The sequence below is a fragment of the Modicisalibacter radicis genome (assembly GCF_900961225.1).
Taxonomy (GTDB): Bacteria; Pseudomonadota; Gammaproteobacteria; order Pseudomonadales; family Halomonadaceae; genus Modicisalibacter.
In genome coordinates, this window is sequence record NZ_CAAHFN010000120.1 from 36,786 (window position 1) to 50,075 (window position 13,290).

The 13,290-nt window shown below is 67.1% G+C and carries 9 protein-coding genes; 4 read left to right on the plus strand and 5 right to left on the minus strand.

Annotated elements, in window-relative coordinates; all coding sequences use genetic code 11:
- The first annotated feature begins 34 nt into the window (after positions 1-34).
- The 3 genes from HR9077_RS19340 to HR9077_RS19350 all read left to right on the plus strand — a co-directional run bounded on the left by HR9077_RS19340 (position 35) and on the right by HR9077_RS19350 (position 4,791).
- A complete protein-coding gene (locus tag HR9077_RS19340) occupies positions 35-1,351 on the plus strand; it encodes a homoserine dehydrogenase (RefSeq protein ID WP_136069060.1) in 1,317 nt (438 codons plus the stop codon).
- A gap of 136 nt (positions 1,352-1,487) precedes the next feature.
- Positions 1,488-2,882: a threonine synthase gene (thrC, locus tag HR9077_RS19345; protein WP_136068939.1), complete on the plus strand. Its 1,395-nt coding sequence runs from the start codon at positions 1,488-1,490 to the stop codon at positions 2,880-2,882.
- 88 nt (positions 2,883-2,970) lie between these two features.
- On the plus strand, positions 2,971-4,791 hold the full coding sequence (locus HR9077_RS19350; protein ID WP_136068940.1) for a single-stranded-DNA-specific exonuclease RecJ: 1,821 nt from the start codon (positions 2,971-2,973) through the stop codon (positions 4,789-4,791).
- A 166-nt stretch (positions 4,792-4,957) separates the two neighbouring features.
- Here HR9077_RS19350 and HR9077_RS19355 read toward each other — a convergent pair whose 3' ends face one another.
- From HR9077_RS19355 to HR9077_RS19365, 3 genes are all read right to left on the minus strand, one after another.
- Positions 4,958-5,377, minus strand: a complete 420-nt coding sequence (locus HR9077_RS19355; RefSeq protein WP_136068941.1) for a VOC family protein — start codon at positions 5,375-5,377, stop codon at positions 4,958-4,960.
- A gap of 272 nt (positions 5,378-5,649) precedes the next feature.
- Positions 5,650-8,586 carry a heavy metal translocating P-type ATPase gene (locus HR9077_RS19360; protein ID WP_348532938.1) on the minus strand — a complete coding sequence of 979 codons (2,937 nt, stop codon included), beginning with the start codon at positions 8,584-8,586 and terminating at the stop codon, positions 5,650-5,652.
- Positions 8,583-9,014, minus strand: a complete 432-nt coding sequence (locus HR9077_RS19365; protein WP_136068942.1) for a MerR family transcriptional regulator — start codon at positions 9,012-9,014, stop codon at positions 8,583-8,585. Before HR9077_RS19365 ends, HR9077_RS19360 begins: the two co-directional genes overlap by 4 nt.
- Before the next feature lie 314 nt (positions 9,015-9,328).
- Between HR9077_RS19365 and HR9077_RS19370 the strand changes: the two genes are divergently transcribed.
- Entirely contained in the window at positions 9,329-10,639 is a 1,311-nt protein-coding gene (locus HR9077_RS19370) for an OmpP1/FadL family transporter (RefSeq protein WP_136068943.1), read from the plus strand.
- A 72-nt stretch (positions 10,640-10,711) separates the two neighbouring features.
- On the opposite strand, the gene HR9077_RS19375 is transcribed toward HR9077_RS19370, so the two are convergent.
- The gene (locus HR9077_RS19375; protein ID WP_136068944.1) at positions 10,712-12,310 is read right to left on the minus strand and encodes an ABC transporter ATP-binding protein; all 1,599 of its coding nucleotides are present in this window, start codon (positions 12,308-12,310) and stop codon (positions 10,712-10,714) included.
- 7 nt (positions 12,311-12,317) lie between these two features.
- Positions 12,318-13,289 (minus strand): ABC transporter permease, encoded by a 972-nt coding sequence (locus tag HR9077_RS19380; RefSeq protein WP_244613375.1) that lies wholly within the window; start codon positions 13,287-13,289, stop codon positions 12,318-12,320.
- Position 13,290 lies beyond the last annotated feature (1 nt).

Below are 13,290 nucleotides of genomic sequence, written 5' to 3' on the forward strand. Positions count from 1 at the left end.
CGAGCACATACAGACAAGATAGGGGAGCATGACGTTGAAACCGGTGAGAGTGGGTATCTGTGGACTGGGGACCGTCGGTAGCGGCACGTTCAATGTACTGATGCGCAACGCCGACGAGATCGCGCGTCGCGCGGGGCGGCCGATCGTCATCGAACAGCTCGGCGCGCGGCGCGACAATCCCGATTGCGATACCACCGGCGTCAAGGTCACGGGCGACATCTTCGAGGTGGCCCGCAACCCCGATGTCGACGTGCTGGTCGAGCTGATCGGCGGTTACGATGTCGCACGCGAGCTGGTGCTGACGGCGATCGGCAACGGCAAGCACGTGGTCACCGCCAACAAGGCGCTGATCGCCGTGCATGGCAACGAGATCTTCCAGGCCGCCCACGACAAGGGCGTGATCGTCGCCTTCGAGGCGGCGGTGGCCGGCGGCATTCCGGTGATCAAGTCGATCCGCGAAGGGCTGGGCGCCAACTGCATCGAGTGGCTGGCGGGGATCATCAACGGCACCGGCAACTACATCCTCACCCACATGCGCGACGAGGGCCGGGCCTTCGAGGACGTGCTTGCCGAGGCCCAGGCGCTGGGCTACGCCGAGGCCGACCCGACCTTCGACGTCGAGGGCATCGATGCCGCCCACAAGCTGACCATCCTCGCCTCGATCGCCTACGGCGTGCCGTTGCAGTTCGAGAAGGCCTACACCGAGGGCATCTCGCGGATCACGGCCGAGGATGTCGAGCAGGCCGACAACCTGGGCTACATCATCAAGCACCTGGGCATTTCCAAGCGCACCGATGCCGGGCTCGAGTTGCGCGTGCACCCCACCCTGATCCCCAAGGAGCGGCTGCTGGCCAGCGTGCATGGCGTCAAGAACGCCATCGCGGTGATGGGCGATGCCGTCGGCCCGACGCTCTACTACGGCGCCGGCGCGGGGGCCGAACCGACCGCCTCGGCGGTGGTCGCCGACCTGCTCGACGTGGCCCGCGACATCGCCACCGAGCACCATTACCGGGTGCCCTACCTGGCCTTCAGCGGCATCACCGAGGGCGACGACAGCCTGCCGATCCTGCCCATGGAGGACATCGTCACCGCCTACTACCTGCGGCTGCTGGCGGTGGATCGTCCCGGGGTACTGGCGCGGGTGGCGACGATCCTCTCCGAGCAGGGCATCTCGATCGAGGCGATCATCCAGAAGGAAGCCACTGAGGGCGAGCTGGTGCCGATCATCCTGCTGACCCATCGTACCCGTGAGAAGCAGATGAACGAGGTGATCCGCCAGCTCGAGTCGCTGTCGGACATCGCCGGCCCGGTCACCCGGATCCGCGTGGAAAGCCTCAACGAAGACGAGTAACTTCAGCTACGAGCTACGAGCTACGAGCTACGAGCTACGAGCTACGAGCTACGAGCCACGAGCCACGAGCCACGAGCCACGAGCTGCCAGTGTTCGAAGCTTGAGGCTCGCAGCCCGTCACTCACGGAGTGAATACATGCGCTATATCAGCACGCGTGGGCAGGCGCCCGCGCTGAACTTCGAAGACGTGGTACTCACCGGCATGGCCAGCGACGGCGGGCTCTACGTGCCCGAGCACGTACCGACGCTGTCCCGCGAGGAGCTGGCGGCGATGGCCGGGCTGTCCTACGCGGAGATCGCCTTCCGGGTGATGAAGCCGTTCGTCGGCGGCGAGATCGACGACGCGACCTTCCGCGACATCGTCCACGAGGCCTACGCGACGTTCAGCCACGAGGCGGTGGTGCCGCTCAACCAGCTCGACAGCAACCACTTCCTGCTCGAGCTGTTCCATGGTCCGACCCTGGCGTTCAAGGATGTCGCCCTGCAACTGCTGGGCCGAATCCTCGATCACTTCCTCGTCAAGCGCGGCGAGCGTGCGGTGATCATGGGGGCCACCTCCGGCGATACCGGTTCGGCGGCGATCGAGGGCTGCCGGCATTGCGACAATCTCGACATCTTCATTCTTCACCCGCACAACCGCGTCTCGGAAGTGCAGCGTCGGCAGATGACCTCGGTGCTCGCCGACAATGTCTTCAACATCGCCATCGAGGGCAACTTCGACGACGCCCAGGCGATGGTCAAGGCCAGCTTCGCCGACCAGCGCTTCCTCGCCGGTACGCGGCTGGTAGCGGTGAACTCGATCAACTGGGCGCGCATCATGGCCCAGATCGTCTACTACGTTGCTGCCGGCGTGGCGCTCGGCGCGCCGCACCGCGAAATCAGCTTCTGCGTGCCCTCGGCCAACTTCGGCAACGTCTTCGCTGGTTACATGGCCTACAAGATGGGCCTGCCGGTCAGGCAGTTCGTGATCGCCACCAACGCCAACGACATCCTGCACCGCACGCTGGCCGACAACGACTTCGCCAAGCGCGAACTCGAGGCGACCCTGGCGCCGTCGATGGACATCGTGGTGTCGTCGAACTTCGAGCGGTTGCTGTTCGACGCCTACGATCGCGACGGCGATGCCGTGCGCGCGCTGCTCGATCGCTTCCAGCACGAACCCACCGCGCTGGCCGAGGCGCCGCTGGCCCGGTTGCGCGAGAAATTCGCCAGTCACAGCGTCGATGACGCGACGATTCTCGAGGTGATCCGCGAGGCGCACCATCGCACCAAGGAACTGCTCGACCCGCATACCGCCACCGGCTACCGCGCCGCCGAGGTCTGCCGGACGGACGCCGCCACGCCGATGATCACCCTGGCCACCGCCCATCCGGCCAAGTTCGCCGATGCGGTGGTCAAGGCCGGTTTTTCCGGCGTGCCCCTGCCGTCGCACATGGACGACCTGCTCGAACGCGAGGAGCGCTACACGGTGCTGCCGGCCGAGCTGGCCGCGGTCCAGGCGTTCGTCGCCGACAATCGCCGCACGCCGTAACGCCATTCCGCTGCTCTGAGCCCCGGGCCGCCCCGTGCGGTCCGGGCCAGCGTAGCTTGTAGTCGTGGCCGAGTTGCAAGGAGCCATCGTGCCCGCTGTCATCACCGAATCCCCCAAAAGCGACCTGCTGACCCGGCGCATCCTGGCGCGTCCGCGCGACGAGGCGCTCTACCAGCGCGGGCTCGAGGCGGGGCTCTCCGAGCTGCAGGCGCGCATCCTCGCCGGGCGGCTCGCCGGCTACCGGGGCGAGCTGGGGCCGCTGGTGACGCCCAGCCTGCGCCATCTCGAACACCCCGAACGGCTGGCCGACGCCCGGCGCGGCGCCGAGCGCATCGCCCGGGCGGTCGCCGAGGGCGAGCATATCGGCATCCTCACCGATTACGACGTCGACGGCATCACCTCGCACGTGGTGATCCTGCGAACCCTGAACGAGCTTTTCGGGGTGCCGGCCTGCAAGCTGCACAGCCTGATCGGCCACCGCATCAACGACGGCTACGGCATCAGCCTGCCGCTGGTCGAGCGCGCACTGGCGCTGTCGCCGCGACCCAGCGTGATCATCACCGCCGACTGCGGCAGCTCGGACGAGCCGCGCATCGCCCGGCTTCGCGAGGCCGGCATCGAGGTGATCGTCAGCGACCACCACGCCCTGCCGGTGGAGGGGCCGCCGGCCTCGGCCTATGCCACCATCAACCCGACCCGCGAGGACTGCGACTTCCCCGACCCGACCATCGCCGGCTGCATGGTCGCCTGGCTATTGATGTCGCTGACCCGCGCGGTGCTGATCGAGATCGGCCATGCCTCGCCGTCGACGCCCAAGCTGTCGCCGTGGCTCTCCTACGTGGCGCTGGGCACCGTCGCTGATTGCGTCTCGCTGGGCGGCAGCGCCATCAATCGCGCCGTGGTGACCCAGGGGCTGGCGCTGATCAATCGCATGGAGTCGCCCTGCTGGCGGGTGATGGCCGAGCGCCTGGGCGCCGACAGCACGCCGTTCGACGCCGAGACGCTGGCCTTCCAGATGGGCCCGCGGATCAACGCCCGCTCGCGGCTCGACGACCCCTATGCGGCGCTGCACTTCATGCTCGCCGCCGATGACGCCAGCGCCCGCGAGCATCTCGAGGTACTCGATCAGGACAATCAATCGCGCAAGGCGATCGAGGCCGACATGACCGAGCTCGCCCGCGAGCGGGCGATGGCCCAGATCGCCGAGGGCGCGCGGGTGTTGATCGTGCATCTCGAGGATGGCCACGCCGGGGTGCAGGGCATCGTCGCCTCGCGACTGGTCCAGGCCTTCGGGCGTCCGGCACTGGTGCTGACTCCGGCGGTCGCCCCGGGCATGCTCACCGGCTCGGGGCGCTCGATCGACGGCCTGCATCTGCGCGACGCGCTGCAGCGTGCCTTCGAACTGGCGCCGGACGCCCTGCCGCGCTTCGGCGGCCACCGCGGCGCGGCGGGCGTCGGCGTGCCCCGCGAACGGCTCCCGGCATTCTCGACCGCGCTGCGTCAGGCGGTCTTTGAACAGCTCGGCGAGTGCGAGCTGTACCCCTGCGTGTATACCGACGGCGAGTTGCTGGCGGCGCAGCTGTGTCTGACCACCCTCGATGAACTCGAGCGGCTGGCACCATTCGGCCGCGAATTCGATGCGCCGCTGTTCGACGGCGAGTTCCTGGTCGACAGCCTGCGCGTGGTCGGCGCCGACGGCAGCCATCTGATGCTCACCCTGACCCAGGGCACGGCCAGTGTCCGGGCGATCTGGTTTCGTGCGCTGACCCCCGGCGAGCTGCCGGCCTTCGATCTCGGCGCGCGGCTGCGCTGCGCCTACAAGCTGTCGCGCAACCGCTGGAAGGGGCGGGAGTCGTTGCAACTGATGATTGAGCATGCCGAGCCGATTGAAGTCGGAAGAGGCAAGTAGGAAGAAGCTCGAAGCTCGAAGCTCGAAGCTCGAAGCTCGAAGCTCGAAGCTCGAAGCTCGAAGCTCGAAGCTCGAAGCTCGAAGCTCGAAGCTCGAAGCTCGAAGCCGATAATGATTCTCCTTCCTGGGATTCTTCCAGGCGCAAAGCGCCGATCTTCCCGCTTGATTAGTAACTCGGCCACACGCCGGGGGTGGCCAGTTCCAGCAGATGGCCGTCGGGGTCGCGGAAGTAGAGGCTCTCGCCGCCGCGGGGCCAGTGGGTGCGGCCTTCGATGGCGATATCGTGTTCGGCGAGCCGCGCTTCCCAGGCGCCGAGCTGGTCGGCGTCGATGGCCAGCGCCATATGGAGGCGGCCATTACCGTCGTGCGGCGGGATGGTGCCCATCCCTTCCGGCAGGACGACGGTCTGTCCGGTCTCGCCGTGCAGGAACAGCAGCAGTACCGTCCGGTTGCCGACATCGTAGGCGGTGAAGCGATGGTCGGCGGTGAACGGCGCAAGCCCCATCACCGTTTCGAAGAAGTCGCGGGCACGCGGCATGTCGGCGACGTAGAGCGCCGTCTCGAGAACGCCGTTGAGTGTTGGCATAATCGTCCCTCGCTGAATGTCCCTGCAGCATAGCAATGACGGTCCGCAGTGAGTCGAGGGGCGAAGAGAGGATAGAGGGGGGAGGGCAAAAAGCGGCAACACCGGGACGGATGTTGCCGAAGGAACTTCGCAATATTGTTAGCATGCTAAATTAATGCCCGATGATTGTCAACTCGCGCCTCATGAAAGGTGCGAGTCTCAGTCCCGGGGCCACCAGAACCACCAGACGATCGCCGCGATCAGTACGACGCCGGCGAGATTGACGATCAGGCTCATGTCTTCTCCTTGGCGCTGGCGGGCTTGAACAGCCGCAGCCGGTTGGCGTTGCTGACCACGGTCACCGAGGACAGCGACATCGCCACGGCGGCGATCACCGGCGACAGCAGCATGCCGGTGGCCGGGTAGAGAACCCCCGCGGCGATGGGAATGCCCAGCATGTTGTAGCCGAATGCGCCCCACAGGTTCTGCTTGATATTGGAAAGCGCCGCGCGGCTGATGGCGATGGCGTCGGCCACGCCGTGCAGCGAATCACGCATCAGCGCGATTCCCGCCGACTCGATGGCCACGTCGGTGCCCTGGCCGATGGCGAAGCCGACATCGGCGCGTGCCAGCGCCGGGGCGTCGTTGATGCCGTCGCCGACCATGCCGACGACTTCGCCCGCCGCCTGCAGGCGCTCGATGGCGGCATGCTTGTCTTCGGGCAGCAGGTCGGCGCGGAAGTCGTCGATACCGGCCTGGCGGGCGATGGCCGCGGCGGTGGGCTCGGCATCGCCGGTCAGCATCACCACCTCGAGTCCCTCGCCGCGCAGCCGTGCGATGGCCGCGACGGCGTCCTCGCGCAGCGGATCGGCGATCGCGAACAGTGCCGCCAGCGCGCCGTCGATGGCCAGGTAGACCACGGTATCGGCCTGGGCCTGGTAACCGGCCACGGCGTCGTGGGCGGGCGCGATATCGATGCCTTCGTCGCGCATCAGCGCCGCGTTGCCCAGCAGCAGGCGCTCCGCGTGAGCGCCGCTGGCGGCGACCCCGCGTCCGGTCAGCGAGGCGAAACCATCGATACTCGCCGGCGCTGCGCCACGGGCTTCGGCGAAATCGACCAGTGCCGCGGCCAGCGGATGTTCCGAACCGCGCTCCAGCGCCAGTGCCGCACTCAATGCCTGGCCCTCGTCACCGTACGCCTGCCAGTCGGTGACCCGTGGCTGGCCCTCGGTGAGCGTGCCGGTCTTGTCGACCACCAGCGTGGTCAGGCGGCTGGCATTCTGCAGCGCCTCGCCATGGCGGATCAGTACCCCGTATTCGGCGGCCTTGCCGACTCCGATCATGGTCGAGATCGGTGTGGCCAGGCCCAGCGCGCAGGGGCAGGCGATGATCAGCACGGTGGTGGCGGCGACCAGCATGTGGATGATGCGCGGCTCGGGGCCGAGGTTGAACCAGACCAGTGCGGTGATCACCGCGATGATCATTACCGCGGGTACGAACACCGCGGCGACCCGATCGGCCAGTCGGCTGATCGGCGGGCGCGAGTTCTGGGCGTCGCGAACCTGTTCGATGATCCGTGCCAGACGCGTATGCGCCCCGACCCGGGTGGCGCGGTAGACCAGCGAGCCCTTGCCGTTCACCGTGCCGGCAGCCAGCTCGTCGCCGGCACGCTTGGCAACCGGCATCGGCTCGCCGGTGAGGGTCGATTCGTCGACGAAGCTTTCGCCTTCGCTCACCTCGCCGTCGACCGGCAGGCGCTCGCCGGGTCGAACCCGCAGCAGGTCGCCCACGACCACCGCGTCGATGGGAATATCCCGGTCCTGGCCGTCGCGGATCACCCGTGCGGTGCGCGGACGCAGGTCGAGCAGGTGCTTGAGCGCCTGGGAGGTGCGTCCGCGGGCACGTACCTCGATTGCCTGGCCGAGGCTGATCAGCCCGACGATCATCAGCGAGGCCTCGAAATACAGCGCCCGGGCGGCCTCGGGGACGATCCCGGGGGCCAGCGCGACGACCATCGAATAGAGCCAGGCAACGCCGGTGCCCAGCGCCACCAGCATGTCCATGTTGGCCTGGCGGTGGCGCAACGCCTTGAACGCGCCGACGAAGAATACCCGGCCGGCGCTGGCCAGAACCCCCAGCGTGGCCAGCCCCACGCCGACCCATGCCCAGCGCTCGATGCCCTCGAGCATCGGGTGGTGGAAGAACATCGACAGCATCAGCACCAGGCCGGGAGCCAGCGCCAGCCAGGTGTCGCGTAGCCGGCTGCGGTATTCGCGGGCCTCGTTGTCCTCGCGCTTGGCCTCGCCGCGCTCGATGTCCTCGACGACCTCGGCGCCGTAACCGACAGCCTCGACAGCGGCGATCAGCGTCGACGCCGAAACGCGCCCGCTGACGGTGGCGCCGCGGGTGGCGAAGTTGACCTCGGCGCGTTCGACGCCCTCGACCCGGTCCAGCGCCTGCTGGATGGTGCGCACGCAGCTGGCGCAGGTGATGCCGGAAAGCGCCAGTTCGATGCTCTGGCGCGGTTGCGAAGCGGGCTCACGTGCATCCTGAGGGGCGGCCTGGGGCTGGTCGGCAGGAATACGCTCGCGGGCTTGTCCGCCGCTCTCGTCCGGTGGGTAGCCGGCCTCGCCCAGCGTGGCGTCGAGCAGGCCATCGGGCAGGTAGCTTTCGACGCTCAACCGCTGCTGTTCGGGATCGCCGGTGACCCGTGCCAGCGGATCGCGACTCTGGATCGCTTCGCGCAGGCGCTTGACGCAGGCCTGGCACGACATGCTCGGGATCGTGCGCTCGCGACGGGTAAAGACGGCGGGCTCGGCGTCGAACCCGGCCTCGCGCACCGCGTCGACGATCGCTGCACTCGGCAAACGGCTGGTCACGCTGAGCCAGCCGTGGGCGGGCTCGCCCTGCAATTCGGCAGCGTCGTCGCGGGCCTGGATGGCGCGGCGTATCTTGCTCACGCAGCCTTGGCAACTGATTCCCCGGGCGCGCAGTGCCAGCGGCGCGCAGGGCATGTGGCTTGCTTGATAGCCGGCGCCGTGGATCGCCGCAATGACCTCATCCAGCCCGCGCTCGGTGGTGACCCGTGCCAGGCGAGTGTCGAGTTCGATCCCGGCTCGCTCGTCCAGGGCTTCGAGGGCGCGTCGCGTGCGGGCCACGCAGCCGCCGCAGGTCAGGCCGTCGAGGGCCAGCGACCAGGTCGTTGCGCGTTGTTCGACGGTCTCGCTCATGAGCGCTCCTCTTTTGACTGGCGCGGCTGATTCCAGTGCTCGATCAACTGGCAGATGGTGTTGCCGTCGGGCGCGCCATCCGGCATATCGGCCCAATTGCTCAGCGCGCTTTCCATGCGCGCTGCCAATTGCTCGAGTTCGCTGATGCGCTGCCTGATCTCGGGCAGGCGTGCGGCGAGCAGGTCGCGAACCATCGGACATGGCGAATCGCCATGGTCGGCGTGGCCGAGGATCTCGCCGATCTCCCTGAGGCTGAAGCCCAGCGTGCGGGCGCGCTGGATGAAACGCAGCCGGGTCAGCGAGTCCTCTCCGTAGCGCTGATAGCCGTTGTGCGGGTCGCGTTCAGGGTGCAGTAGCCCCTCGCGGGTGTAATGGCGCACCGTCTCCGCGGTGACGCCGGCGCTGCGGGCCAGTTCGATGACTTTCATGACGCTCTCCTTGGCGAGGCTCATGCCATCAGTCTAAAACCTGTGGGTAACAAATAGGTCAAGGTCAAAGGTAGCCGGCCGGCCCGCGCCGTCGCGGTGATGGGCGCAATTCGGCGCTATCCGGCGTGACGCCTGGCTTGGTGAAGAGGAGGGGGCTTGCGTTCGACCAAAGGATAGGTGTTTCAGTGGATTGAAACGGCCGTTTGTTCTTGACTTGATTACCTCGATCGGCCAAAACGACTAGGACCGCCATTGTCTGGTATGGGCAACATAATCATCACGCCGCCTCTTCAAGAAATAGGGAACGAATCATCATGCACAACAAGATCAACAAGCTCGCCATCGCGATCGCCGCTGCCTCGGCGACGCTGGTCTCGGGTCAGGCCGCGGCCGGTGCCTTCCAGCTCAACGAGCAGAGCGTCAGCGCGCAGGGCACGGCGTTCGCCGGCCGAACCTCGAATGTCACCGATGCTTCGGTCGTCTTCGGCAACCCGGCGGGCATGTCGTTTCTCGATCGTGCCCAGGTCACCGCCGGGGCGACCTACCTGAACGTCAATAGCGATATCGACAATGCCTCGGGGACCACGGCGCTGGGCACGCCGGTGTCACCCGCTTCCAACGAAGGCGATATGGTCCCCGGCAAGACCATCCCGTTCGGCTATTTCGTGCAGCCGATCAATGATCACCTGCACTTCGGCCTGGGCGTCTACGCGCCGTTCGGCGTGGTCACCGATTACGAGGATGACTTCGAGGGGCGTTACTTCGGCAATTACAGCGATGTCAAGGTGGTGACCGTCCAGCCGACCCTGTCGGTCAAGTTCAGCGATCAGCTTTCGGCGGGTTTCGGCATTACCTACAACCGTATCGAAGGGGAGCTGGAGAGCGCCACGGCTGATGGCTCGGCGGCATTGGGTAACCCTCAGGGCGAGGGCAGCGTCAATGTCGAGGGCGACGACGAGGCATTCGGCTTTACCTTCGGCATGATGTACAAGCCGGTCGAATCGACCACCCTGGGCGTGACGTATCGTTCGGATGTCGATTATGAACTCGAAGGCGAGGTAGATGCCTCGAACGTGTTCAGCCGCGAGCTGGCCATGGCAACCGGTGGCGCCATGACCACGTTGAGTCGCGCTGGGGATGCGGGCCTGGATATCACGCTGCCCGAAACCATCGATTTCTCGGTGACCCATGAGCTCAACGAGCGCTGGACGGTGATGGCCGGTGCGGCGCTGGTCAAGTGGAGCAGCTTCGATCGCCTCACCGTCGACAACGATCTCGGTGTCGATATCGATGAAGTCCAGGACTATGAAGACGCCTGGCAGTACGCCCTGGGCGTGGCCTATCACGTCAACCCGGCGTGGACGCTGCGCGGTGGGGTGGCCTACGACGAATCGCCGATTCGCGACGAGGTGCGCACCGTGCGCGTACCCTCCGGCGATCGCACCATCTTCTCGCTGGGCGCCGGCTGGACGCCGACACCCGATCTGACGCTGGATGTCGCCTATACTTACCTGACCGAGGATACCGCGCCGGTCAGTCAGGCGTCGGCGAGCCGCGGAACCTACGAGGCTGACTACGAGAACGAAGCCCATGGCTTCGGCGCGCAGGCGACCTACCGCTTCTAAGCGCTATCGTGGTGACCAGTAACCCGGCCGAATGGCCGGGTTTTTCGTGGATGGTGTCGTGGCTGGCTCCATTCAGGCGGCGGCGTCGACGAAGGCGGCCCTCATCAGTTCCTGGGTGTAGCGCTCGCGGGGGTTGGCGAAGATATCCTCGGTCGTACCCCGCTCGACGACCTGGCCCTCCTTCATCACCAGCACGGTGTCGGCCAGTGCACGCACCACCGAGAGATCGTGGCTGATGAACAGGTAGGTCAGGCCGTGCTTTTGCTGCAGGTCGCGGAGCAGGTCGATCACCGTGACCTGCACCGAGCGGTCGAGTGCCGAGGTGGGTTCGTCGAGCAGCAGGAATTCCGGCTTGAGCACCAGCGCCCGGGCGATGGCGATGCGCTGGCGCTGGCCGCCGGAGAACTCGTGGGGGTAGCGGTTGCGCATCGCCGGATCGAGCGCGACTTCCTTCAACGCCTCGATCACCTGCGCTTCGCGCTGGCGGCGGTTGAATTCCGGGTGGTGCACGCGCAGCCCCTCGCTGATCACCTCGCCGACGGTCATGCGCGGCGACAGCGAGCCGAAGGGATCCTGGAAGACCACCTGCATGCGCGAGCGCAGCGGGCGCATGCCGGCAGTGTCGAGGGCGGCGATATCGCTTTCGCCGAAGCGGATATCGCCGCTGCTCTTGAGCAGGCGCAACAGCGCCCGGCCGAGTGTCGACTTGCCCGAGCCGGACTCGCCGACGATGCCCACGGTCTGCCCGCGGCGGATGGTCAGGTCGATGCCGCGGACCGCCTCGAAGTACTCGCTGTCGCGGAACAGGCGTTTCTTGAGCGCGAAGCGCACCCGCAGGTCCTTGGCCTCGAGCAGCACCGGCATGGTCTCGTCGACCGGCGCCTTGCGGCCGTGGGGATCGGCATCGATCAGCATGCGGGTATAGTCGTGCTGCGGGTTGCCGAACACCTCGGCGGTGGTGCCGCTCTCGACCAGCTCGCCGCGGCGCATCACGCACACCCGGTCGGCGAAGTGGCGGACGATCCCCAGATCGTGGGTGATGAACAGGATCGCCATGCCGTAGCGCGCCTGCAGGTCCTTGAGCAGCGCCAGGATCTGCGCCTGGACGGTGACGTCGAGCGCGGTGGTCGGCTCGTCGGCGATCAGCAGTTCCGGTTCGCAGGCCAGCGCCATGGCGATCATTGCCCGCTGGCGCTGGCCGCCGGAGAGCTCGTAGGGGTAGCTGTGCGAGCGCCGGGCGGGTTCGGGAATGCCCACCTGCTCGAGCAGCTCGACGACCTTGGCGCGGGCCTGCCGACCCTTAAGTCCGCGGTGCTTTTCCAGCACCTCGGCGATCTGGCGGCCGATGCGGTGCAGCGGGTTGAGCGAGGTCATCGGCTCCTGGAAGATCATCGAAATGGCATTGCCGCGGATGCGCCGCATGCGCCTGGGCGTGACGCTCAACAGATCCTCGCCCTTGAAGCGGATGGCGCCCGAGGTCCGGGCCAGCTCGGGCAGCAGGCGCATCGCGGCGGTCGATGATACCGACTTGCCGGAGCCCGATTCGCCGACCAGCGCCAGCGTCTCGCCGGGCCGGATGGAAAAGCTCACCCCCTTGACCGCCGAGACCGTGCCGGTGGGCAGTTGGAAGTCGACCGTCAGGTTGTCGATTTCAAGCAGATTGTCAGCCACGGTCACCTCAGCGTGTTTTCGGATCCAGGGCATCACGCAACCCATCGCCCAGGAAGTTGAGACAGAACAGCGTCGTGGCGAGGAACAGCGACGGCACCAGCAGCAGCCACGGTGCGCTCTGCATCATGTCGGTGCCTTCGGAAATCAGCACGCCCCAGCTGGTCAGCGGCTCCTGCACGCCGAGGCCGAGGAACGACAGGAAGCTCTCGAGCAGGATGACCTTGGGCACGGTGAGCGTGACGTAGACGATCACCGGGCCGATGGCGTTGGGAATCAGGTGGCGGGTGACGATCTTGCGGTCGCGCACGCCCAGCGCGTGGGCGGCCTCGATGAACTCGCGCTGCTTGAGCGCCAGCGTCTGGCCGCGCACGATGCGCGCCATGTCGAGCCATTCGACCGCGCCGATGGCGGCGTAGATCAGGAAGATGTTGCGCCCGAACACCACCATCAGCAGGATCACCAGGAACATGAACGGCAGCGAGTACATGATGTCGACGAAGCGCATCATGTAGCCGTCCAGGCGCCCGCCGACGTAACCGGAGATGGCGCCGTAGAGTACCCCGATCACCAGGCTGACGAAGCTCGCCACCAGTGCCACCGACAGCGACACGCGGCCGCCGTAGAGGGTGCGGGTGAGCAGGTCGCGGCCGTTGGCGTCGGTGCCCAGCAAATGGCCGCTCTCGAGGCTCGGCGCGGCGTTGAAGGCGCTCCAGTCGACCTCGGCGAGCCCCCAGGGCAGTAGGTAGGGGCCGATCAGGCAGGCCGCGGCGATCGCGATCAGCAGTACCAGGCTGACCATCGCCGCCCTGTTCTGCCTGAGTCGCCGCCAGGCGTCCCGGCCGAGGCTCTCGCCGGCGACCGCGCCGGCCTCGGGGTCGGGCTCGGTAGGTGGGCTGGGGCTGCCGGGCGGCGTTCCGCCGGCCGGCGGAGCGCCGCCCGACATGTTGTGGCCGCTATAGGGCGTGGTATCAGTGGTCATG

Bases quoted from the DNA above. Each gene is read 5' to 3' on its own strand.
- thrC (WP_136068939.1), top strand. From the start codon at position 1,488: ATGCGCTATATCAGCACGCGTGGGCAGGCGCCCGCGCTGAACTTCGAA.
- HR9077_RS19365 (WP_136068942.1), bottom strand. From the start codon at position 9,014: ATGAAAGTCATCGAACTGGCCCGCAGCGCCGGCGTCACCGCGGAGACG.
- HR9077_RS19370 (WP_136068943.1), top strand. From the start codon at position 9,329: ATGCACAACAAGATCAACAAGCTCGCCATCGCGATCGCCGCTGCCTCG.
- HR9077_RS19360 (WP_348532938.1), bottom strand. From the start codon at position 8,586: ATGAGCGAGACCGTCGAACAACGCGCAACGACCTGGTCGCTGGCCCTC.
- HR9077_RS19355 (WP_136068941.1), bottom strand. From the start codon at position 5,377: ATGCCAACACTCAACGGCGTTCTCGAGACGGCGCTCTACGTCGCCGAC.
- HR9077_RS19380 (WP_244613375.1), bottom strand. From the start codon at position 13,289: ATGACCACTGATACCACGCCCTATAGCGGCCACAACATGTCGGGCGGC.